The following is a 21,110-nucleotide window of genomic DNA, read 5'->3' on the forward strand; positions in this document are numbered from 1 at the left end:
CGTTCGTGTCTGTTCGTCGGCCGTGAGGGTCCATTCGACACGCGTGCACCACGGGGTGATGCGCGGCGTTCGTGGCCGAATACGCTCACGCGGGTTACGTCCGCGTTCCACGGGGTGACGCGAGCGCGGAGCGTAGTTTTTCTTCTGGTCTTCCGGGCGAATGGCAACAGTTCGACGTTCATCAGTTGCGGGCCGGTATCAGATGACGAATTCGTCAGGTGAAGGTTGGAAAATGCCGCAGCTCAAGATCGGCTGGTGGATCACCAACGCAATTGGTAACCATATTCGCGTTGGGCTTCAGGAGGGCCAGGAGGTACGAAATGAAAAGCAAGTTCGCCCGCGTGGTCGCCACGGTCGCGGCAGGCGCCATGCTGGCTGCGACCTCTGCGGGAGTCGCCGCCGCGAGTAATGGCGGAGGGAAGGGTGCCACGTCGACGGAGGCGGCCGGCGCGCAGGTCCTCGAACTGCGTGACCAGCTCGCGAAGTCCGCGTACGAGGGTGACGTGCAGGGCACCCAGGACACACTCGCCGACCTCGATCCATTGCTCGCCGATCTCGCGGCAGGCCAGATCTACACGATCCAGGCCGACGCCCAGAGCAGTGCGGGTGTCGCGAAATCGCAGCAGACCGAGGTCAGCGAGGTGATCGCGGACCCGAACGCGGAACCGAGGGCCTACACCCAGCAGGTGCCGGGGCTGCCGCCACTGCCGGATCCGCTGACCATGGTCAACGGTCTGCTCCAGGGGCTGCTCGAGAGCCTGCAGTCGTTGCTGTCCTCGTTGCTCGGTGGGCTCCCGCCGGTGCCGGGTGTCCCGGTTCCGGTGCCCGAGGTGCCTGAACTGCCGGTTCCGGCGCCGTAAGCCAAGGGGTAAAAGAGGGGGACCGGAATCCGGCGTGGAAGCAATTCCACGCCGGATTCCGAATTTTTGTGTCCGGAACTGCTACCCCTTGAGTCCGAGCCCCATTCTCAGTGCGCCCGCCGCTTCAGCGGTCGCCTCGCGAAATCGCGTGCCGACCCCGAGGAAATTGGCGTAACCGTGAATCAGGTCGGCCTGCCTGCTGAGCGCGACGGGCACGCCGGCCTCGGCGAGCCGCGCGGCGTAGGCCTCGCCCTCGTCGCGTAGCGGGTCGAACCCGGCCGTGGCGATGTAGGCGGGCGGCAGTCCCGTGAGGTCCTCGGTGAGCAGTGGCGAGAGTCTCGGGTCGGCGCGGTCGACGCCCTCGGGCGCGTAGTGGTCGAGAAACCACGTCATCTGATCGTCGGTGAGGAAGAAGCCGTTCGAGAACAGCTCCCGCGACCGACGCCGCCGCGTCCCGTCGACGCCCGGGTAGAGCAGCAGCTGGAAAGCCGGTGCCGGGCCGCCGCGCTGCACGGCCACCTGCGCGGTGACCGCGGAGAGGTTGCCGCCCGCACTGTCCCCGCCCACCGCGATGCGGTCCGGGTCCGCGCCCAGTTCGTCGGCCTTCGCGTGGGCGTGGTCGAACGCCGTGAGCGCGTCCTGCTGCGCGGCCGGAAACGGGTGCTCCGGCGCGAGCCGGTACTCCACCGACAGCACGCGCACGCCCGCGTGCTTGGCGAAGAAGCGCGCCGTGTTGTCGTGGCTGTCGCGGGAGCCGATCACCCAGCCGCCGCCGTGGTAGAAGACCAGCAGGCCGGAGCCGGGCGCGAGGCCCTGCGGCGTGTAGAGCGTCGCGGGGATCTCGCCGTGCTCGGCCGGGATCGGGAACTCGCGCGTGGCCACGGGCTCGACGGGCTTGCCGCTGACGAGGTGCCTGGAGAGGTCGAGCGCGGCACGGGAGGCGCCCACCGCGGCGTCCTTGCTCACCAGCGACGCGCCCGACAGCTGCTGCAGGCGCAGCAGGAGCTGGGCGTCCAGCGCGAGCTCCTGGCCGTCGACGCGGATGGGCCTGCCCGCGATCGCTCGCCGCAGCGGCAGTGGCAGTGCGTAGAGCAGCTGCGCGCCTGCCGCCTGGACCCGGATGTGGAGCGGAATCGCCATTCTTCCTCCCGTCAGCGATGACCAACCGAAGGTTACTAATCAGTAGGTTTCGGCGCCAGATGTGACGGATGTCCCGGCCGTTCGGACTGGTCCTCTACCTAAGTCGAAGGTCTAGCCTCGGGGGCGTGACTTCGACGCGTGCGATCAAGGTGCTCGGTATCGGTGGCTCTCTGAGAGACGGGTCCCAGTCCGAGCGCGCCTTACACATCGCACTCTCCGGAGCCAGGGAAGCGGGCGCCGAGACCGACGCCATCACGGGCAGCGCACTGTCGCTGCCCTTCTACGACGCCGGAATCGACGACCGGACGCCGGAAGCCGCCCAGCTGATCGAGGCCGTCCGGGCCGCCGACGGCATCGTGGTGGTCTCGCCCGGCTATCACGGCGCGCTGTCCGGTCTGGTGAAAAACGCGCTCGACTACGTGGAGGACCTGCGTTCCGACGCCCGTCCCTACCTCGACGGCAGGGCCGTCGGCGTGATCGCCGTCGCCTACGGCTGGCAGGCCGCCGTCACCACGCTCAACCAGCTCCGGACCATCGCCCACGCCCTGCGCGGCTGGCCCACTCCGATGGGTGGCGCGGTCAACACGGCCGAGGTCAAGTTCGACGAAACGGGTGGCGCGTCGGAGGAGAAGGTGGTCAACAACCTGCGCCTGATCGGGCGGCAGGTTACCGAGTTCGCCCTCGCGCGGCGCACACTGTAGGTGGTTTCGACTCGGCCTGGGCCGGGTAGCTCGTCAACCTGACGCCTGCGCAAGGTCGACGCTCCCACCACGTGCGAAGAGAGGACGAAAATCATGGCCAATTCGCCGATCACCAGCCCGCTCAAGGAGAGCGACAAGGAGCACACGGCGAACGCTCTGCAGTCCACGCTCGTCGATCTCGTCGACCTCTCGCTGATCGCGAAACAGGCTCACTGGAACGTGGTCGGTCAGCACTTCCGCAGCGTGCACCTCCAGCTGGACGAGCTGGTCGACGCCGCCCGCGGGTTCACCGACGACGTCGCCGAGCGGGCCAACGCCATCGGTGTCTCTCCCAACGGCAAGGCCAAGACGGTGGTCGAGAGCTCCGGACTGCCCGACTACCCGGACAACTGGCAGTCCACCGAAGCGACCATAGCGGCCATCGTGGACATCCTCGGCACGATCATCGAGCGCCTGCGGGGCCACATCGACGAGACCGACAAGAGCGACCTCGTCAGCCAGGACCTGCTGATCGCGATCGCCGCGGAGCTGGAGAAGCAGCACTGGATGTGGCAGGCCCAGCAGGCCTCCTGATCCGGCCTCCGACACACCAGGGGCGCCGGGCCCACGCAGCGCGCGTGAGCCCGGCGCCCCTGTGTCGTTGTTACGCCAGGCCGACCGCGCGGCGGGCGAAGCCGACCTCGATCGCCACTTGCTTGATCGTCTCGGCGATCACGAGCGAACCGTGGCCCGCGTCGTAGCGGTAGAACTCGTACGGCACGCTCCGCGCGGCCAGTCGGTCGAGGTAGTTCTCGATCTGCCGGATCGGGCAGCGCGGATCGTTGTCGCCTGCCAGTACCAGCACGGGCACGTCGACGTTCTCGATGTAGGTGATCGGCGAGCACTCGTCGTACACCGAGGGCACGTCGGTGGGCGAGCCGCCGAACAGCGCGCGGTCGAACGCGCGCAGCTGCTCCATCTCATCTTCGTAGGCCGCCACGTAGTCGGCCACCGGCACGCCCGCCACGCCCGCCGCCCAGCGGCCGGGCTGCACACCCAGCGCGAGCAGCGTCAGGTATCCGCCCCACGAGGCGCCGCTCACCACGCACCTCGCCGGATCGGCCAGTCCACTGCGGACCGCCCAGTCGTGCACCGCGGCGACGTCCTCCAGCTCGGTCAGCCCAGGGCGGCCCTCGATCGCGTCGCGCCAGGCTGAGCCGTAGCCGGTCGAGCCGCGGTAGTTCACCTCGACGACGGCGAAACCGGCGTCGAGCCACACCGCCCGGTACGCCGAGAACCGGTCCTCGTCCGCGGCGTGCGGCCCGCCGTGCAGCAGGAACACCGTCGGCTGGGGTCCATCCGCGCCGGAGGGGCGCGACACCAGCGCGTGGATGCGGCCGCCGGGGCCCTCGACGAAGGCGTCGGTCAGCGGCTCGGAGCCGGGCGCCTTCTCACCTGGTGGCTCCAGCAGCACGGTGTCGGAGCCGTCGGCGGCGCGCACGCGCACGAGCGGCGGCTGCGCCGCGTTGGACCACGAGTACTCGATGACGCCGTCGGGCCGCACGCCCGCGCCGCCGATGCGCCCCGGCGGCGTCTCCACGGCGGTCAGCTCGCCCGTGCCGAGGTCGTAACGGTGCAGGGAGCTGCGGCCCTCGTGGAAGTGCACGATCAGCAGCGCGCTCGCGTCGGGGTAGAAGTCACCGATGACCTCGCCGGGCAGGTCCAGCTCGATCTCCTGCTCGGCGCCGCTCTCGATGTCCCAGATGAGCAGCTCCTCGCGGCCCTTGCGCTCGTGCAGCAGGAGCAGGCGCGGGTCGCCCTGCTTCGGCGAGAACGCCAGTGCCGCCAGGCCCTTGCCCTCGCCGTCCCATTTGTCGGCGATCGTCGTGAAGCCGTCGCTCGCGAGCACACGCACGGCGGGATGGCGCGAGTCGCCGTGCTCGGAGTGCGAGATGGCGAGCAGGCGCTCGTCGCGGGACAGCGCGGCGACGCCGGCGTCGTCGGTGCTGGAGTAGAAGCGTGTGGTCTCGCCGTTGCGGTGCGCGTAGAGGGCGCTGCCGTCGTCGGTCGATACCCCGATCGCGACCAGTCCGTGCCCGATCTCCAGCCCGGCCGGGTACCCGGCGGGGACGTCGGGAAGTGCCTTGCCGCCATGACCTTCGCCGTGGAAGGGCTCGCGCACCCACGAGCCGAACTCGTCGCCGTCGGTGTCGTCGAACCACCAGATCCACCGGCCGTCGGGCGACGTCGTGGCGTGCAGGGTGCCGTTGGGCCGGTCGGTGACCTGGCGGTGGCTACCCGTGGCGCGGTCCCACGCGTAGACCTCCCACACGCCGCTGGCGTTGGACACGTAGATGTTCGCGTCCGGGGCGTCGAGGGCCCAGTCGGGAACCGAGACCCTCGGAGCCTTGAACCGCGCTCGCCAGAGCGCCTCCGTCGAGGCGTCGGCGAAGAGCTGGTCAGGGACCTGAGCTGCCGGATGCTGTGTGGTCACTCCCCGATCCTGCCAGGTCCGTACTGTTGTGGGCGTGCTGGAGGGTTACGCGGGCTTCGTCCTGCCCCGGCTGGAGCCTGGGATGCGAGTGGTCGACGTCGGCTGCGGGCGTGGTGCGATCACGCTGAGTCTCGGCTCGGCTGCGCATCCGATACACGTGCTCGGGGTCGCGGCCGACACCGGCGACCTGGCGCACGCCAGGAAGGCTGCCGAACAGGCTCGCGTGTCCACAGTGGATTTCGTTGCTGCCTCGCCGGACGGGATCCCGCTGGCGACGTCCTCTGTGGACGTGGTGTTCTCGCACGGGCTGCTCGAGCACGTCGCCGACCCGCAGGCCGTGCTGGCCGAGTGTGCCAGGGTCCTGCGTCCAGGCGGAACGCTCGCCGTGTCTACTTCGGACTGGAGCAAGGCGAAGCTGCGGCCGAAGACGGCGAACGTGGACGCGGCCCTTCGCGGCAGGCACCTGCTGCACCGCAGGGCAGGCGGCAACCCGTTCGCGGGCAGGCACGTGACGGACTGGGTGCTGCGTGCCGGTTTCCGGGACGTGCGCTCGAAGACGAAGCATCACCCCGGGCCTGCCTACCGTGAGCTGGCCGAGCAGGTCGAGACCGAGTTGGCCGCCGCGATCCGTTCGCAGGACGGCAGTGCCGACCAGCAGCTGGCCAGTGCCGCTCGCTCGGCGTGGATGTGGGTCCGCGACGGCAGCGGCGAGTTCGCCCAGTGCTGGACCGAGGTCCTCGCCACCCGCTGACCGCTGCTCGCTGGTCGCTGATTGCGGTGAAGGGCACCTTTACTGCATTGAACGCAGTAAAGGTGCCCTTCACTGCACGACGATGCGGGGCACGAAAAAGGGCCGTGCTCGTCAGTGACGAGCACGGCCCTTTTTGATCTTGCGTCGGGGTGGCGGGATTTGAACCCACGACCTCCTCGACCCGAACGAGGCACGCTACCAAGCTGCGCCACACCCCGATGTACTGCTCAATGGGTCGGAAGACAGTCTAGCGGACGTCACTGGCGGCTTTTCGGCGGGCCGCCTTCCGTGACCGCGAGGGTTCCGAGTCGCGCGGGACGAGCGTCAGCAGGCTGGCCTCCGGGGGGCACGCGAAGCGCACGGGCGCGTACGGCGACGTGCCGAGACCCGCCGAGACGTGCAGCCACATGTCGGCGCCCCAGCGCGAGACGCCCCGTGCCCGCGAGCGGTCGAGCTCGCAGTTGGTCACCAGCGCGCCGTAGCCGGGCAGGCGCAGTTGGCCGCCGTGGGTGTGCCCGGCGAGCACGAGGTCGTAGCCGTCGGAGGCGAACGGGTCCAGCACGCGCGGCTCGGGGGAGTGGGTGAGCCCGAGCCGGAGCGCGGCGGATCGCGACGGCCGTCCATAAATATCGACATATCGATCCCGGCGCAGGTGTGGATCGTCGACGCCCGCCACGAAGACCTCCTGGTCGTCGATCGTGAGCGTGCGCCGCACGTGGGTCAGGTCCTGCCAGCCGTGCTCGATGAACGCGGCACGCAGATCGCGCCACGGCAGGTGCCTGCCGTGGATGCGCTTCTTGCGGCCCTTCGGCATCAGGTACCTGGCGGGGTTCTTCGGCTTCGGCGCGTAGTAGTCGTTGCTGCCGAACACGAACACGCCCGGCCGGTTGAGCAGCGGTCCGAACGCCCGCAGCACCGACGGCACGGCCCTGCGGTGGGCGAGGTTGTCGCCGGTGTTGACGACCAGGTCCGGCTCCAGCCGGTCGAGCTCGGCGACCCAGCGCTGCTTGGAGAGCTGCCCTGGCAGCATGTGCAGGTCGGAGATGTGCAGGATCTTGATCGGCCGCGCGCCGTTGGCCAGCACGGGCAGCTCCGCCGTGCGCAGCGTCCAGTGGCGCCGCTCGATCCCGGCGGCGTAACCGAGGGTCGCGGCGCCGAGCGCGGCGGTACCCGTCACGAGACGTTTCATCATCATCCTTGGGCGTCTTGTGTTACCCAGCGTACACGCGACATGACGGAATCGTGTTCGTCCGGGTGGGCAGGATTCAGTCGATCGTCTCTGATGGGCGTCGCCTCGGCTCAGTTGGCCCGCTCGTACCGCGGGTCCGCGGGTGGCAGCGGCAACGCGGGCGCTCCGTCGAGGATCTTGCTGACCGCGCCGAACCAGGTCCGCGCCGGCGTCTTGCCGCCGAACATGTTGCCGCTGTCGCCGTCGACGGCGACGACGTTGCCGGGTCCGCCGTCGACGAGCCCGCCGTTGGGCAGGTCGGGCCTGAACACCATCGCCGCTCCCGCGAGCTGCGGCGTCGCGCCGATGAACGCCGCCGAGCCGTTGTTCTGGGTCGTGCCGGTCTTGCCGATCATCGGCCGCTTCCAGCCGACCCCCGCCGCCGCGGCGGCCGCCGTGCCGCCCGGCAGGTCGTCCTTGCTGAGCCCGATCGCCATCGTGTTGGCGAGACCTTCCGGCACGGCCTGCTCGCACGGCTGTTCCTCGACCGGCACCGGCCTGCCGCTGCGATCGGTGACCGAGGCGATCGGCGTCGGCGGGCACCAGACACCACCGCTCATCAGCGTCGCGGCGACGTTGGCCAGTTCGAGCCCGCTCGTCGGGCTCACGCCGAGCGTGAACGAGCCCTTGCCCGGCGAGCGTTGGTTCGGCCCGAAGTACTGGGCCTGACTCGAGCGGATCTCCTGGCTCTGCGAGCCCGGTTCGGGCGCGGCACCGGTCGCGACGTTGCCCGCCATCGTCTTGCGCAGGCCCAGCTTGCTGGCCATCTCGATCACCGCGCCCATGCCCACCTGCTCCTCGAGGATCACGAAGGCCGTGTTGGGCGAGGTCTGCAACGCCGTCTGCAGCGACATCGTGCCGCTGTAGCCCTCGCTCGCGTTGGAGACGCAGTACCCGCGCGTGTAGGGCGCGACGTACGGGCACGGCGGAGGGCTGCCGCTGAAGATCCGGGACACGTACGAGCCCGGCGACTGCACGGTGTCGTAGATGCCCACCACCCCGCGCTCGACGGCGGCAGCGGCCGTGAACATCTTGTAGCTCGAGCCCGCTCCGGTCACGTTGGAGATGGCAGAGGGCAGGGCGAACTCGGTCTGACCCGCCGCGGCGTCCGGGCCGTAGTCGCGGTTCGCCGCCAGCGCCACCACCTCGTGCCGCTGCTTTCCCGGAGTGATCAGCGAGAGCGTGTTGGCGACGTTGTCCTGGGTCTTGGCCACCTGTTCCTCGGCGGACGCCTTCGCGAGCTGGTTGGCCCTCGGGTCCATCGTGGTCTTCACCGTGAAGCCGCCGGTGTAGAGCTCGTCCTTGGTCATGCCCTGGTCGAGCAGGTAGTCCTCGGCGTACTGGCAGAAGAAACCGTGCTCGGGACCCGCTCCGACGCAGTTGGCCGGTGGCTTGTTCGGGCCGTCGGGAACGACCCCGAGCGGCTCGGTCTTGATCCGCTCGGCGTCGGTGCGCGACACCTTGCGGTTCTCGACCATCTTGTCCAGCACGAAGTTGCGCCGCTGCGTGGCCCGCTCCGGGTTGTTCCACGGGTCGTACGCGGGCGGGTTGTTGGCCATGCCGGCCAGCAACGCGGCCTGCGCCACCGTGAGCTCGTCCGCCGTGGTGTCGAAGTACGCCCTGGCCGCCGCGCCGACGCCGAAGATCTCGCGGGAGAACTCGACGATGTTGAGGTAGCCGGCCAGGATCTGATCCTTGCTCAACTTCGTCTCGAGCTGGATCGCGATGCGCGCTTCCTTGAGCTTGCGGGCGATCGTGGCCTCCTGCGCGCGCTGCTGGCCCAGCTCGTCGCCGCGGTAGGTGACGTTGATGAGGTAGTTCTTGACGTACTGCTGCGTCAACGTCGAGGCGCCCTGTGTGTCGCCGCCGGAGGAGTTGCTGACCGCGGCGCGAATGGTGCCCTTCCAGTCCACGCCGTGGTGTTCGTAGAACCGCCTGTCCTCCACCGAGATCAGCGCCCACTTTATGGCGTCGGAGATCTCCTCGGGGCCGGTGGGGATGCGGTACTGGTCGTACAACGTCGCGATCGGATTGCCGTCGCGATCGGTGACCGTGGTGACCAGTGGCGGCGGATCGTCCGCGAGCCCGGCGGACATGTTCTCCACCGTGTCGCTGGCCTGGTTCGAGAGCACGCCGATGCCCCCGGCCACCGGGAACATGATTCCCGCAACGAGGACCCCCGCGAGTAGGCAGAGGCCGAACATCTTGAGCAGACCGTCCCTCATGCGCACCCACGTCAGAGTACGCAAGGAGTGGCGTAGATCACTTAAATCGCTCGCGCATGAGGCCGGTCCGGACCAGCCAGATACAGGATTGACGGCAATGTGACATCTGGTAACAAAACGCCGCTTGGGGGTTGGCGATGGAACCGTGGACCCCTACAGTCCGTCAACATCTCACGAATACAGCGCCTGGGGAGGCGCTACTGGAGGGACGTGAGCACAACAGACCTGCTCGCGGGGGCGAGGTCGAGAACTTCGCTGCCTGCCTGACGGTCGCAACAGGGTAGGAGCTGGGGGTATGGAGACCAACCAGTCGGACTGGCGGATCTATGCGTACTGCAGGGACACGGACCCCGATGGCCTGTTCGTGCGGGGAGCCGAACAGAACCGGGCGAAGGTCGTCTGCATGGGATGCCCGGTACGCACGGAATGCCTGGCCGAAGCGCTGGACAACCGGATCGACTTCGGTGTCTGGGGCGGGATGACCGAACGCGAGAGGCGCGCACTGCTGCGCAGGCGTCCGGGGGTGGACAGCTGGAGCGAACTGCTCGAGTCCGCCAAGCGGGAGTACGAGCCCGCGGTCGGCGGCTAGGGCGCGTCTGACGTCAGACACGCCCTGGACCACCCGGGGGCCGTCAACTCCCCGCGAGACGGTCCCCGATGTCCCGCAGCCCGGCGAGGTCGTGCACGTCGCTGGGCAGTGCGGGAACCCGTACGACCGACACCACGGGATGGGCCTTGGTGAAGCGTTCGAGCAGGCGTTGCTCCCGCTCCGCCTGGGCGACCCGGTCGGCGTGCAGTCTCAGGACCGCGGTGGCGAGAGGGGCACTCTTGTCACCGCGGTCGAGCGCGTCGGCCGCGGCCAGCGCGTCGATGGCCGACAGGTCCGCGAGCACCGGGTGCGTCCGGTTCGCCACCAGCCCTGCCAGCGGCATCGTCTCCTCCGACAGCCGCTCCACGAAGTAGCTCGCCTCCCTGAGCGCGTCCGGCTCCGGCGCGGCGATCACCAGGAACGCCGTGCCCTCCGACCGCAGCAGCTCCGCGGTCTTGCGCGCCCGCTCGCGGAACCCGCCGAACGTGGTGTCGAAGGCCTGCATGAACGCCGACGCGTCGGCGAGCAGCTGTCCACCGAGGATGGTCGAGACCGCCTTGGCGAACATCGAGAATCCCGCGCTGACGACCTTGCGCAGTCCCCAGCCACCCGCCTTCGCCGGGCCGGTCAGCAGACGGATCATCCGGCCGTCGAGCGCCGTGGAGAGCCGCGTCGGCGCGTCGAGGAAGTCCAGTGCGGAACGGCTCGGCGGAGTGTCGACGATGATCAGGTCCCAGTCGCCCGCCGCGGCGAGCTGACCGAGCTTCTCCATCGCCATGTACTCCTGCGTTCCGGAGAACGACGTGGAGATGGTCTGGTAGAAGCGGTTGGTCAGCAGCTGCTCGGCCCGCTCCGGGCCCGCGTGCCTGCGCACCATGTCGTCGAAGGTGCGCCGCATGTCGAGCATCATCGCCCAGAGCTCGCCCTTGGGCTCGAAGCCCGCGACCGACACCTTGCGGGGCTGGTTGCCGAGCTCGCGCAGGCCCAGCGCCTGGGCGAGCCTGCGAGCCGGGTCGATCGTCAGCACCACGGTCTGCCTGCCGCGCTCGGCGGCCCGCAGCGCGAGTGACGCCGCCGTGGTTGTCTTGCCGACTCCGCCGGACCCGCAGCACACGACCACCCGCGTCCCCGGATCGTCGATGAGCGCGTCGATGTCGAGCGTCGACGTCATCGAACCCCCTGTTCCACCAGCGCCTCGGCGAGTTCGTAGAGCGCGGCGACGTCGACGCCGCCGTTGAGGTCGGGCAGCTCCAGCGTCGGCAGGTCGCTCTCGGAGAGTTGCTCGCGGGCGCGTTGCTCGGCCTCGAGCCGGATGGCGTGCTCCACGGTCTCCTCCACCAGCCCGTCCAGCGTCGCCTCAGGCAGCTCGATGCCCGCCGAGGCGAGTCCCGAGCGCACGCGCGATGCGTCGACCCTGCCGTCCGCGGCCGCCGTCACCGAGCGGGCGGGCAGGCGCGGCGGGCGGACGCGGTTGATCAGCACGGCTCCGGGCCGAAGGTCGGCGCCGTCGAGCTCGGCGACCGCGTCGAGCGTCTCGCGCACGGGCATCTCCTCGAGCAGGGTCACGATGTGCACGGCGGTCTCGCCGGAGTGCAGCAGCCGCACGACTCCCTCGGCCTGCGCGCTGATCGGGCCCGTCTTGGCGAGGTCGGTGAGTGCCTTGGTGACGTCGAGGAACTTCACGACCCTGCCGGTCGGCGGCGCGTCCACCACGACGGCGTCGTAGGTGTGCCTGCCGTCGGACTCGGTGCGCCCGACGCACTCCTTGACCTTGCCGGTGAGCAGCACGTCGCGCAGTCCCGGCGCGAGCGTGGTGGCGAACTCGATGGCGCCCATGCGGCGCAGCGTCCGTCCGGCGAAACCGAGGTTGTAGAACATCTCGAAGTACTCGAGCAGCGCGGCCTCGACGTCGATGTGCAGCGCGCGCACCTCCCCGCCACCCGGCGCGGACGCGATCCGCTGCTCGGCGTAGGGCAGGGGCTCGGTGTCGAAGACCTGGGCGAAGCCCTGCCTGCCCTCGACCTCGATCAGCAGCACTCGCCTGCCGTGGCTGGCCAGCGCCAGTGCCAGTGAGGCGGCGAGGGTGGTCTTGCCCGTTCCGCCCTTGCCGGTGACGAAGTGGAGCCGGGTCCGCGCGAGTTCGTCGGTCCAGCCAGCCGGAGTGGTCACCTACGCAGGGTAAGCCAGGATTCCGGGCGCGCGCGGCTCAGGACGCCAGAGCCAGCACGGAGACGATCACCGCCACGACCGCCGCCATCCCCCAGGTCACCGCACCCGGCAGCACGGTCAGCGCCAGTACGCACAGGACCGCGAGCGTGGTGAACGACACGAGCCCCGCGACGGCGACGGTCGGCGAGCTGTCGCTGCGGTCGCGGACCTTGGCCATGATGATCAGCACGCCGAACATTCCGACGACCGCGAGCAGGATCGCGGCGATGATGCGCCATGTCTCCACGCGATCAGACGGTACTGGCTAGGGTGTGCCGCATGAGTGCCACGAAGTGGGAGTACGCCACCGTCCCCCTGCTGATCCACGCGACCAAGCAGATCCTCGACCAGTGGGGCGAGGACGGCTGGGAGCTCGTCACCGTGCTGCCGAACCCGAGCGGTGAGCAGCACGTCGCCTACCTGAAGCGCCCGAAGGGCTGACCCCATGACCTGGAGCGCGAGGCTCGCCGAGCTCGGTATCGAACTGCCCGGCGTCGCGGCGCCGGTCGCCGCCTACGTGCCCGCGGTGCGCAGCGGCTCGCACGTGTTCACCTCGGGTCAGCTGCCGTTCGTCGAGGGCTCGCTGGCCGCCACCGGCAAGGTCGGCGGCGAGGTGAGCCCCGAGGAGGCCAAGCAGCACGCGCGCACCTCGGCGCTCAACGCGCTCGCGGCGGTGCACTCACTGGTCGGCATCGACTCGGTGGTGCGTGTCGTCAAGGTCACCGGGTTCGTCGCGTCCAGCGAGGGCTTCACCGGTCAGCCCGCGGTGATCAACGGTGCGTCCGAGCTGCTCGGAGAGGTTTTCGGCGACGCGGGCACGCACGCCCGCTCCGCCGTGGGGGTCGCGGAACTGCCGCTCGGAGCCCCAGTCGAAGTCGAGCTGACCGTGGAGGTTTCCTGAGATGGACCCCGACATCGAGCACGCGTGTCACGAGCTGCTGCTGCGGCTGGCCGGCCGGATGCCGGACCAGATGCTGTGGCGGTTCCGCGACTGGCTGGGCGAGGGCGCGATGGGCACGCTGTCCCGCACGCTCCCCAAGTCTTTGCTAAAGCACAGGATTGATCTGGACCAGTCCGAGTATCGCCTGCTGGTCGCTGGTCTGATCCCGCACGGCGCGGACTGGCACCAGGTGAGTTCCACGCTTGGGGTAGACGCCTCCGCTGAGAACCGGTACACATTCACGACGGGTGCACCCGATTGGGTGAACACCGTCGATTCGGTGTCCGTGGTGGTTCACGCAACGTTGCGTGGTCGCCCGGATGTGGGCGAGGTCCGGGAGAGCTGGCGGCACGACCGTGGGTCCGAAGACGAGGCGAAGCGGATTCTGCTCGTCACCGCGGTGTCCGGGCTCCCACGACTTACTGGGGAGCTTCAGCGGGTCCTCCGCGTCCTCGGCGACGAGGCGCCGAGTGTGGAGGTCCTGCCTGCACAGTTCGACGTTCCCGCCTACCACCGGGCGGCGCTCGCGAACTCACGGTTCGTGTGCGTGGGCTCCGTGGACGCCGGTCACCACACACTCGTACCCGCATAGCGCTCGCTCGGCCAGCGGGCTGGAGGGAGAACGGCGATGGTGGATGTCCACGATGGCCTGCCGAAGGACGGCTTCGCGGTTCCGCTGCGACTGCACAACGTCCTGCTGGCACTGGCGGGCCGACTGGACGACAGCGCGCTCTCGGAGGCACGTGAGCTCGTCGCTCGTTCGCACCTGGACGACGCCGCCGAACTCGCTGTCGGCGCGCTGATCGCCGGCCGGATCATGGTTCGCCCAGCCGAGCAGCGTGAACTCGCGCTCGTGCTGGAGATGAGCCGGTCCGACGCCACGCTGGCCGATCACCTCACCGTCGGCGACGCCGTTCCCGGCTACGCCCACCGCTTCAGTAGGGACAACGATCCCGAGCAGGGCATCACCGATGCGCTCGACCGCACCCTGCAGGTGCTGCCCGACCTGCGCTCCGTGCACGCCGTCTGGCGCAACACCCCGGCTGGCAGCGTGCCGGGCCCGCTGCCGCAGCGGGTCGTGCTGGTCGAGATCGGCCCCGAGGCCCATCCGCCCGCCGTCGCGTTCCGCGTCGACGACGCGCTGCGCAGGGCGGGCATTCGCTCGGTCGTCGAGGTCACCGGGCCTGGCGCCGAGCGCACCGAGTACCACGAGGCCGGTCTCGCGGCGGCGACGCCGGTGTGGCTGGCCACCGCGCAGTCCTCGGGCGGACCGTCGTCCTGGGCGGCGAGTGCGCCCCGCGACGAGAGCCCCGTCCACCCGGTCGCCGAGGCCTCGCGCGAGCCGTTGCACGCGGCTCCCGACTTCGAGGAGCCCTCGGTCAAGGTCTCATCGGCGGAGCAGCCCGAGCCCGCGGAGGAGCCGGAACCGGCGCCGGAGCCTGAGCAGCCGCCGTCCCCGGCCGAGCGCGAGAACCGCGCCGCGGCGACCACCGAGATGACCAAGGAAGAGGTCGCCCAGTTGCGCGCGGCCATCGCGGAGGACCCCGACAAAGGCCGCGCGATCGCGGGCCTGCGCGCCGAGGGCGTGGTCGACCTGCCCGAACTGGATCTCGACGACCCGCAGCTCTCCGACCGCGACCGGCAGCTGCTGCGCGAGCTGCACGCTGAGCTCGCCGAGCGCGAGCGGGCCGAGGCCGCCAAGAGTGCGCAGGGCAGGGCCAACGGCAGCGAGCACCGCTGGGCGGACTGATTTCCGCGTAGTTGCGGGTATGTTGCGGGACGTGCCAGCAATTTTTCGGGTGCCGAAGCAGTCCGTGCTGAGTTTGCCGACCGACGCGCCGGCACACCCCGTGGCGCCGCGCGACGCCGCGACCGTCCTGCTGTTGCGCGACACCGACGCCGGTGTCGAGGTCTTCCTGCAGCGCCGGGTGGCGGCGATGGCGTTCGCGGCCGGTATGACCGTCTTTCCCGGCGGCGGCGTCGACCAGCGAGACGCTGACGCCTCGGTGAGCTGGGAGGGTCCGCCGCCGCAGGAGTGGGCCGACCGGTTCGGGTGCTCCGAGCCGGTGGCGAGGGCGCTGGTCTGCGCGGCCGTCAGGGAGACCTTCGAGGAGTCCGGCGTGCTACTGGCCGGCTCCGGAACCGAGCTGGTCACCGACACCTCGCCGTACGACGGCGCCCGCGCCGAGCTGGTGTCGCGCGAGCTCTCCCTCGCGGGCTTTCTCGCCCGTGAGGGCCTGACCCTGCGGGCGGACCTGTTGCGGCCGTGGGCGAACTGGCTCACCCCCGAGCAGGAGCCGCGCCGCTACGACGCGCGGTTCTTCCTCGCCGCGTTGCCCGAGGGCCAGCAGGCCGACGGCAGGACGACCGAGGCCGAGTCCTCGGACTGGCAGCTGCCAGCCGACGCCATCGCCGACGCGGAGGCCGGCAGGTCGATGCTCATGCCGCCGACGTGGTTCCTGCTCGACGAGCTCAACGCGTATCCGTCGGTGGCTGAGGCGCTGGCCGTGCGGAAGCCGGTGGAGAAAGTGATGCCCCGGATGGTCGTCGAGGGCGACGAGGTGAGGGTGGAGGTTCCGTGACACATCCCGCGTACGGCGCGCTCAGGGAGGTCTCTCGCGCCGCTTCGGTGCTGCTGGAGAACAACCCCTCGATGATGACGCTCGAGGGCACCAACACGTGGGTGTTGCGGGCGCCGGGCTCGCGCGCGTGCGTGGTGGTGGACCCCGGCTACGAGGACGTCGAGCATCTGGAGCGGGTGGCCGAGGTCGAGCCCGTCGAGCTGGTCCTGCTGACGCACCACCACCCCGATCACTCCGAGGGCGCGCCGTGGCTCGCGGAGCGGGTGGGCGCTCCGGTGCGAGCGTGGCGCGCGGACCTCTGCCGGGACGCCGAACCCTTCGCGCACGGCGATGTCGTGAGCGCGGCCGGACTGGACCTGAGCGTGTTGCACACGCCGGGACACACGGACGACTCGGTGACGCTGCGCTTCGCGTCCGGTGGGACCACCCACGTGCTCACCGGCGACACCGTGCTCGGCAGGGGCACCACGGTCCTGACCGATCTCGGCGACTACCTGCGGTCACTGAAGCTGTTGTGTGCGCTGCCGGACGGCGCGTTGGGGCTGCCGGGGCACGGACCGGAGCTGGCCGACGTCACGGCCACGGCCAGGGAGTACGCGGCGCACCGGGAGCAGCGCCTGGACCAGGTGCGTTCCGCACTGCGGCAGCTCGGTTCCGACGCGACGCCGCGTCAGGTGGTGGAGCTCGTCTACGCCGATGTCGACCGCTCGTTGTGGGCGCCCGCGGAGTCGAGCGTGGTTGCTCAGTTGGAGTATCTCCGCTCCGAGGGATAGCACTTTCCGCACGAATCCCGTTACCGTGATGGCGTTTTGATCGACGTCCCAATGGAGGGAGGCGCACCATGATCGAGTCGGGCGAGCTAGAGGTCTGGACCACTCCGGACTTCGAGGAGTACGAGACCCCGATGGAGGTCACGGCGTACTTCGGCCGTATGGAGTGACGAGTGTTGTGACGTGGTCAGCGGGAAAGCGCTTTCAATCGCGCCCCCGTTGGCCACGTCCCTCGACCCGGGAGGACGGCAGTGCCGCCGATGCAATCGATGCAACCGATGACCGAGCAGGCCTTCGTCGCCGAGCTCAAGGGACTCTCGCACCGCTACTGGGGCACCCATCCGTTCCACCACCGCATGCACGCCGGTGAGCTGAGCGAACACGAGCTGCGGATCTGGGCCGCCAACCGCTGGTACTACCAGCGCATGCTGCCGCAGAAGGACGCGGCGATCATCAGCAACTGCCCCGTCCCGGGCGTCCGCAGGCAATGGCTGGACCGGATCGTCTACCACGACGGCAGGACCGAGAACGAGGGCGGAGCGCAGCGGTGGCTTCGCCTGTGCGAGGCCGTGGGGCTCGACCGTGCGGAGGTGCTCGACGAACGTCACCTCGCTCCCGGCGTGCGGTTCGCTGTCGACGCCTACGTCAACTTCGCGCGCACCAGGCCGTGGGTCGAGGCGGTGGCCTCCGGGCTCACGGAGATGTTCTCCGGGCACCTCATGCGGCGCAGGGTCGGCGACATGCTCGCGCGCTACGACTGGATCCGCAGCCAGGACCTCGAGTACTTCACCACCCGCATCGACGCGGTGAGCGGTGAGGGCGAACAGACGCTCGCGCTGGTCGTCGAGCACGCCGTGAGCAGGCAGCAGCAGGACGCCGCCGTCGCCGCGCTGGCGTTCAAGTGCGACGTACTGTGGTCGATGCTCAGCGCCATCGAGGACGCGGCGGCCAAGCGGTGACGCCGCGGCTGCGCAGAGGCGTGCGCCTCACCTACGACCGCACGCGGCAGACCCACGTGTTGCTGTTCCCGGAGGGAGTACTCGTGACCAACCCGACCGCGGCGGCCGTGCTCGAGCTCTGCGACGGCGAGCGCACCGTGCCCGACATCGTGGCCGCGCTCGGCACGCGCTACGCGGGCGTGCGCGAGGCTGACGTCGACGACGTGCTCGCCCGGCTCGTGGACCGGCAGGTGGTCGAATGGACGTGACCCAGCCGCCGTTGGGCATGCTCGCCGAGCTGACCCACCGCTGCCCGCTGCACTGCCCCTACTGTTCCAACCCGCTCGAACTCGTCACGCGCGCGAACGAGCTGAGCACGGCCCAATGGATCTCGGTGTTCGACCAGGCGCGTGAGCTCGGCGTGCTCCAGGTGCACCTCTCCGGCGGAGAGCCGCTGGCCAGGCCGGACCTGCCCGAGCTGGTCTCCCATGCGAGCGAGCTCGGCTGCTACGTCAGTCTTGTCACCAGTGGCCTCGGGCTCACCGAGTCGCGCTTCGCCGATCTCGTCGACCGAGGGCTCGCGCACGTCCAGCTGTCCGTGCAGGGCGCCGACGCCGAGCGGGCCAACCTGCTCGCGGGCACGAAGGCCCACGACCACAAGCTCACCGCCGCCCGGCTCGTGAAGGCCGCCGGGTTGCCGCTGAGCGTCAACGTGGTGCTGCACCGCGCCAATCACGACCAGCTCGAGGGCATGATCGCGCTCGCCGAACAGATGGAGGCCGACCGGCTGGAGCTGGCGAACACGCAGTTCTACGGCTGGGCGCTGCGCAACCGGGACGCGCTGCTGCCAACGCGCGAGCAGCTCGCGGCAGCCGAACCGGTGGTGCGCGCCGCGATCGAGCGGCTGCGGGGGCGGATGCAGGTCGTCTACGTGCTCTCGGATTACTACGAGCCCTACCCCAAGCCGTGCATGTCCGGCTGGGGCGCCCAGCAGCTCACCGTCGCGCCCGACGGCACGGTGCTGCCGTGCCCCGCGGCGACGGCGATCACGACCCTGTCGCTGGAGAACGTGCGCGAGCGGCCGCTGGCCGAGATCTGGTACGACTCCGAGTCGTTCAACGCCTACCGTGGTGAGGACTGGATGCGCGAGCCGTGCCGGACGTGCGATCGGCGGAGCGTGGACTTCGGTGGGTGCCGTTGTCAGGCGTTCCAGCTCACCGGCGACGCCGCGGCGACCGACCCGGTGTGTGAGCGCTCGCCGGACCGGGGGCTCGTGGACCTGATCTTGGAGGCGCCCAGTGGTGCGAGCGAGTTCGTGATGCGAGGACCGCGATGAGAGTGATCGTGCTCGGCACGGCGGCCGGCGGCGGTGTTCCCCAGTGGAACTGTGCGTGCCCGACGTGTGAGGCCGTGCGCGCCGGGGCTGCCCCGGCGCGAAGTCAGGACTGCCTCGCCATCAGCGCCGACGGCAGGAACTTCCACCTGCTCAACGCTTCCCCGGACATCCGCACGCAGCTGACGTCGTGTGCGGCGCTCGCCCCGGGACCGGGAGCGAGACAGACGCCGCTGCGCGGGGTGCTGCTCACCGACGGTGAGCTCGACCACACGCTGGGGTTGTTCCAGCTCAAGGAGGCCGCGGGGCTGCGGGTGTGGGCGCCCGACGCGGTCGCGAACACCGTGCCCGCCCGCGAGATCGCGGGCCGCTACCACGGTTGGCAGTGGCCGGAGCTGGAGAGCGAGTTCGAGTTCGACGGCCTGCGGGTCACGGTGTTCCCGGTGAGTGACAAGCAGCCGAAGTACGCGGCGGAGTCCACGCTGCCGGGCCCGTGGGTGGTGGCCTACCGCATCGAGGATCCCGCCACCGGCGGCTCGCTCGTGTACGCGCCGTGCGTGGCGCAGTGGCCCGCCGGGTTCGAGGACTTCTGCGCCGGGGCGAGCTGTGCGCTGCTCGACGGCTCGTTCTACGCGCCGGACGAGATGGCGGACGCGACCGGAGGCGGCGTCGGGTCGGGCGCGCAGCTGGCGATGGGGCACCTGCCGATGGCCGGTGAGCACGGCAGCCTCGCGAGGATCCGGCGTTCGCCGGGCACGCGCTGGCTCTACACGCACCTCAACAACACCAACCCGGTGCTGGACCCGGTCTCGCCCGAACACGCCGAGCTCGTGGCCGCGGGCGCGGAGCTGCCCGTCGACGGCATGGAACTGGTGCTCTAGCCGCTCACGCCGGGACCGCGGCGGCCCACGCCGGTACCGGCGGGCGAATCGTGTGGCGGAGGAACCAGACCACGGTCGCGAGCACGAGCGCGCAGCCCGCCGCTGCCAGGAATGCGGCGGGCGGCCCGCTGTGCTCCACCAGGTAGCCGCTCACGGACTGGCCGAAGGCGAGCCCGAGCGTGATCGCGGTGAGCACCCAGCCGAAGGCCTCGGCGGCCGTGCCCTTCGGGGCGACGATCTCGATCGTCGTGGAGTGGGCCGTGGACTGCGGGGTGATGAGGGCGCCCGCGCCGAGCATCGCGATGGCCAGCACCCACAGCGTCTCCGGCAGGGCCAGCACGGCGACGAGCACACCGAACAGGGCGAGCAGTACGGGCAGGCGCACCGGCAGCCGCCGGGGCCACGGCCGCAGGCTGTAGGCGACGCCGAAGCCGACCGAGCTGACCGACCACACCGACAGCAGCACCCCGCCGAGCGCGACGTGGCCCGCGGCGTCGGCGGCGGCGGGCACGGCGACCTCGACGAAACCGATCACCATGCCGAAGCCCAGCGCCGCGAGCGCGAGCGTCCGCATCCCCGGGCTGGCGAGCGCACCGAGCAGGCGCCCGCCGCGTTCCTGCGAAGGACCCCACTCGCGGACGGCGGGACTGAGCGCGAACAGCACCGCGCCGGTCACCATGCACGCGGCACCCAGCACCATGCCGGTGCCCGGCCACGGTGCGGCGATGAGCACCCCGGCCAGGCCGGGACCGAGGATGAAGAAGGTCTCCATGCTGATGGCCTCGTAGGCGAACGCGGCTTCCCTGGCCGGTCCGGCGGGCACCAGCCTGGCCCACAGGGCGCGCGAGGCCGACCCGGTCATCGGCTCGGTCACGCCGATGCCCACCGCGAGCGTCACCAGCAGCGGGGTGGGCGCGTGGGCCTCGATGGCGACGGCGAGCGCGGTCATCGCCACGACGAACATCGCGGTGACCACCAGCAACGGCCTGGTCGGGCCGAACCGGTCGATGATCCGGCCCTGGATGACCGAGCCCGCGGCGACCCCGACGAGCGCGCCTGCCGACACCAGTCCCGCAGCGGCGAACGACCCCGTCTCGTGCTGGACGAAGAGCAGCGCCGAGATGCCGATCATGGCGATGGGCAGGCGCGCGAGCAGCGACGCGATCATCGGGCGCCGGGCGCCAGGGGTGCTCAGTGCGGCGCGGTAGTCGGCCAGCGTCGTGCGGCCGTGAGCATCAGACTGGGACACGCGTACCAGTATGCCACCAGGGTGGTACGGAGGTACCACTTGTGGTCCGGTTTCGCGACTCGCCGGCGCCGTTGGGTGCGGGCGAGGCCCTGAACGGGTATTTCTGTCTCAGTTGGATAACAGAGTGCGGGTTCAGGGCATCAAATCATCACATTGGGCGTCCTTGAGAGTGAACGGCCTTGAGTTGGTGGGTGTAGCTCATGGATCGTTAGAAGCACCGCACCAACTACATGCTTTGCGAA

24 protein-coding genes and 1 tRNA gene are annotated in these 21,110 nt (G+C 70.1%); 16 read left to right on the forward strand and 9 right to left on the reverse strand.

Features of this window, described 5'->3' with window-relative positions; genetic code table 11:
• Positions 1-320 precede the first annotated feature (320 nt).
• Positions 321-860 carry a hypothetical protein gene (locus tag JHE00_RS12010; protein ID WP_200317900.1) on the forward strand — a complete coding sequence of 180 codons (540 nt, stop codon included), beginning with the start codon at positions 321-323 and terminating at the stop codon, positions 858-860.
• Positions 861-941: 81 nt separating this feature from the next.
• Here JHE00_RS12010 and JHE00_RS12015 read toward each other — a convergent pair whose 3' ends face one another.
• Positions 942-2,000, reverse strand: coding sequence for an alpha/beta hydrolase (locus JHE00_RS12015; protein WP_200317902.1), 1,059 nt, complete (start codon positions 1,998-2,000; stop codon positions 942-944).
• A gap of 125 nt (positions 2,001-2,125) precedes the next feature.
• On the opposite strand from JHE00_RS12015, the gene JHE00_RS12020 reads away from it, so the two are divergent.
• On the forward strand, positions 2,126-2,701 hold the full coding sequence (locus JHE00_RS12020) for an NADPH-dependent FMN reductase (RefSeq protein WP_200317904.1): 576 nt from the start codon (positions 2,126-2,128) through the stop codon (positions 2,699-2,701).
• 93 nt (positions 2,702-2,794) lie between these two features.
• Entirely contained in the window at positions 2,795-3,274 is a 480-nt protein-coding gene (locus tag JHE00_RS12025) for a Dps family protein (protein ID WP_200317906.1), read from the forward strand.
• Positions 3,275-3,344: 70 nt separating this feature from the next.
• On the opposite strand, the gene JHE00_RS12030 is transcribed toward JHE00_RS12025, so the two are convergent.
• Positions 3,345-5,174 carry a prolyl oligopeptidase family serine peptidase gene (locus JHE00_RS12030; RefSeq protein WP_200317908.1) on the reverse strand — a complete coding sequence of 610 codons (1,830 nt, stop codon included), beginning with the start codon at positions 5,172-5,174 and terminating at the stop codon, positions 3,345-3,347.
• Positions 5,175-5,208: 34 nt separating this feature from the next.
• On the opposite strand from JHE00_RS12030, the gene JHE00_RS12035 reads away from it, so the two are divergent.
• Complete coding sequence (locus tag JHE00_RS12035) at positions 5,209-5,925, forward strand: class I SAM-dependent methyltransferase (RefSeq protein WP_200317910.1); 717 nt, start codon at positions 5,209-5,211, stop codon at positions 5,923-5,925.
• A gap of 144 nt (positions 5,926-6,069) precedes the next feature.
• Here the strand turns inward: JHE00_RS12035 and JHE00_RS12040 are convergent.
• The 3 genes from JHE00_RS12040 to JHE00_RS12050 all read right to left on the reverse strand — a co-directional run bounded on the left by JHE00_RS12040 (position 6,070) and on the right by JHE00_RS12050 (position 9,384).
• Positions 6,070-6,143, reverse strand: a tRNA-Pro gene (locus tag JHE00_RS12040).
• A 29-nt stretch (positions 6,144-6,172) separates the two neighbouring features.
• A complete protein-coding gene (locus JHE00_RS12045; protein WP_200317912.1) occupies positions 6,173-7,114 on the reverse strand; it encodes a metallophosphoesterase in 942 nt (313 codons plus the stop codon).
• 110 nt (positions 7,115-7,224) lie between these two features.
• On the reverse strand, positions 7,225-9,384 hold the full coding sequence (locus JHE00_RS12050) for a transglycosylase domain-containing protein (RefSeq protein WP_200317914.1): 2,160 nt from the start codon (positions 9,382-9,384) through the stop codon (positions 7,225-7,227).
• Positions 9,385-9,673: 289 nt separating this feature from the next.
• Between JHE00_RS12050 and JHE00_RS12055 the strand changes: the two genes are divergently transcribed.
• Positions 9,674-9,967: a WhiB family transcriptional regulator gene (locus JHE00_RS12055; protein ID WP_200317916.1), complete on the forward strand. Its 294-nt coding sequence runs from the start codon at positions 9,674-9,676 to the stop codon at positions 9,965-9,967.
• A gap of 43 nt (positions 9,968-10,010) precedes the next feature.
• On the opposite strand, the gene bagB is transcribed toward JHE00_RS12055, so the two are convergent.
• Genes bagB through JHE00_RS12070 form a run of 3 tightly spaced genes read right to left on the reverse strand, consistent with a single transcriptional unit; the run spans position 10,011 to position 12,422 of the window.
• Complete coding sequence (gene bagB, locus JHE00_RS12060) at positions 10,011-11,138, reverse strand: ATPase BagB (RefSeq protein WP_200317918.1); 1,128 nt, start codon at positions 11,136-11,138, stop codon at positions 10,011-10,013.
• Positions 11,135-12,136 (reverse strand): ATPase BagA, encoded by a 1,002-nt coding sequence (gene bagA / locus JHE00_RS12065; protein WP_200317920.1) that lies wholly within the window; start codon positions 12,134-12,136, stop codon positions 11,135-11,137. Before bagA ends, bagB begins: the two co-directional genes overlap by 4 nt.
• A 37-nt stretch (positions 12,137-12,173) precedes the next feature.
• The gene (locus JHE00_RS12070; protein ID WP_200317922.1) at positions 12,174-12,422 is read right to left on the reverse strand and encodes a hypothetical protein; all 249 of its coding nucleotides are present in this window, start codon (positions 12,420-12,422) and stop codon (positions 12,174-12,176) included.
• A 32-nt stretch (positions 12,423-12,454) separates the two neighbouring features.
• On the opposite strand from JHE00_RS12070, the gene sp36 reads away from it, so the two are divergent.
• The 11 genes from sp36 to pqqB all read left to right on the forward strand — a co-directional run bounded on the left by sp36 (position 12,455) and on the right by pqqB (position 19,619).
• On the forward strand, positions 12,455-12,616 hold the full coding sequence (sp36, locus tag JHE00_RS12075) for a Sp36 family protein (RefSeq protein ID WP_003068074.1): 162 nt from the start codon (positions 12,455-12,457) through the stop codon (positions 12,614-12,616).
• 4 nt (positions 12,617-12,620) lie between these two features.
• The gene (locus JHE00_RS12080; RefSeq protein ID WP_200317924.1) at positions 12,621-13,076 is read left to right on the forward strand and encodes a RidA family protein; all 456 of its coding nucleotides are present in this window, start codon (positions 12,621-12,623) and stop codon (positions 13,074-13,076) included.
• A gap of 1 nt (position 13,077) precedes the next feature.
• Positions 13,078-13,707 carry a hypothetical protein gene (locus tag JHE00_RS12085; protein ID WP_200317926.1) on the forward strand — a complete coding sequence of 210 codons (630 nt, stop codon included), beginning with the start codon at positions 13,078-13,080 and terminating at the stop codon, positions 13,705-13,707.
• Between the two features lie 36 nt (positions 13,708-13,743).
• On the forward strand, positions 13,744-14,865 hold the full coding sequence (locus JHE00_RS12090; protein WP_200317928.1) for a hypothetical protein: 1,122 nt from the start codon (positions 13,744-13,746) through the stop codon (positions 14,863-14,865).
• A gap of 19 nt (positions 14,866-14,884) precedes the next feature.
• Positions 14,885-15,697 (forward strand): NUDIX hydrolase, encoded by an 813-nt coding sequence (locus JHE00_RS12095; RefSeq protein WP_230423209.1) that lies wholly within the window; start codon positions 14,885-14,887, stop codon positions 15,695-15,697.
• Positions 15,694-16,470, forward strand: coding sequence for an MBL fold metallo-hydrolase (locus tag JHE00_RS12100; RefSeq protein WP_200317930.1), 777 nt, complete (start codon positions 15,694-15,696; stop codon positions 16,468-16,470). The genes JHE00_RS12095 and JHE00_RS12100 overlap by 4 nt, the downstream gene beginning before the upstream one ends.
• 68 nt (positions 16,471-16,538) lie before the next feature.
• The gene (gene pqqA / locus JHE00_RS12105) at positions 16,539-16,637 is read left to right on the forward strand and encodes a pyrroloquinoline quinone precursor peptide PqqA (RefSeq protein ID WP_200317931.1); all 99 of its coding nucleotides are present in this window, start codon (positions 16,539-16,541) and stop codon (positions 16,635-16,637) included.
• Positions 16,638-16,745: 108 nt separating this feature from the next.
• Positions 16,746-17,426, forward strand: a complete 681-nt coding sequence (gene pqqC, locus JHE00_RS12110; RefSeq protein WP_230423210.1) for a pyrroloquinoline-quinone synthase PqqC — start codon at positions 16,746-16,748, stop codon at positions 17,424-17,426.
• Positions 17,423-17,674, forward strand: a complete 252-nt coding sequence (gene pqqD / locus JHE00_RS12115) for a pyrroloquinoline quinone biosynthesis peptide chaperone PqqD (protein WP_200317933.1) — start codon at positions 17,423-17,425, stop codon at positions 17,672-17,674. The genes pqqC and pqqD overlap by 4 nt, the downstream gene beginning before the upstream one ends.
• On the forward strand, positions 17,665-18,741 hold the full coding sequence (gene pqqE, locus JHE00_RS12120) for a pyrroloquinoline quinone biosynthesis protein PqqE (RefSeq protein ID WP_200317934.1): 1,077 nt from the start codon (positions 17,665-17,667) through the stop codon (positions 18,739-18,741). The genes pqqD and pqqE overlap by 10 nt, the downstream gene beginning before the upstream one ends.
• Complete coding sequence (pqqB, locus tag JHE00_RS12125) at positions 18,738-19,619, forward strand: pyrroloquinoline quinone biosynthesis protein PqqB (RefSeq protein ID WP_200317935.1); 882 nt, start codon at positions 18,738-18,740, stop codon at positions 19,617-19,619. Before pqqE ends, pqqB begins: the two co-directional genes overlap by 4 nt.
• A 4-nt stretch (positions 19,620-19,623) precedes the next feature.
• Here pqqB and JHE00_RS12130 read toward each other — a convergent pair whose 3' ends face one another.
• Complete coding sequence (locus JHE00_RS12130; RefSeq protein ID WP_307831907.1) at positions 19,624-20,868, reverse strand: MFS transporter; 1,245 nt, start codon at positions 20,866-20,868, stop codon at positions 19,624-19,626.
• Positions 20,869-21,110 lie beyond the last annotated feature (242 nt).

Source organism: Prauserella cavernicola (assembly GCF_016595675.1).
GTDB lineage: Bacteria > Actinomycetota > Actinomycetes > Mycobacteriales > Pseudonocardiaceae > Prauserella_A > Prauserella_A cavernicola.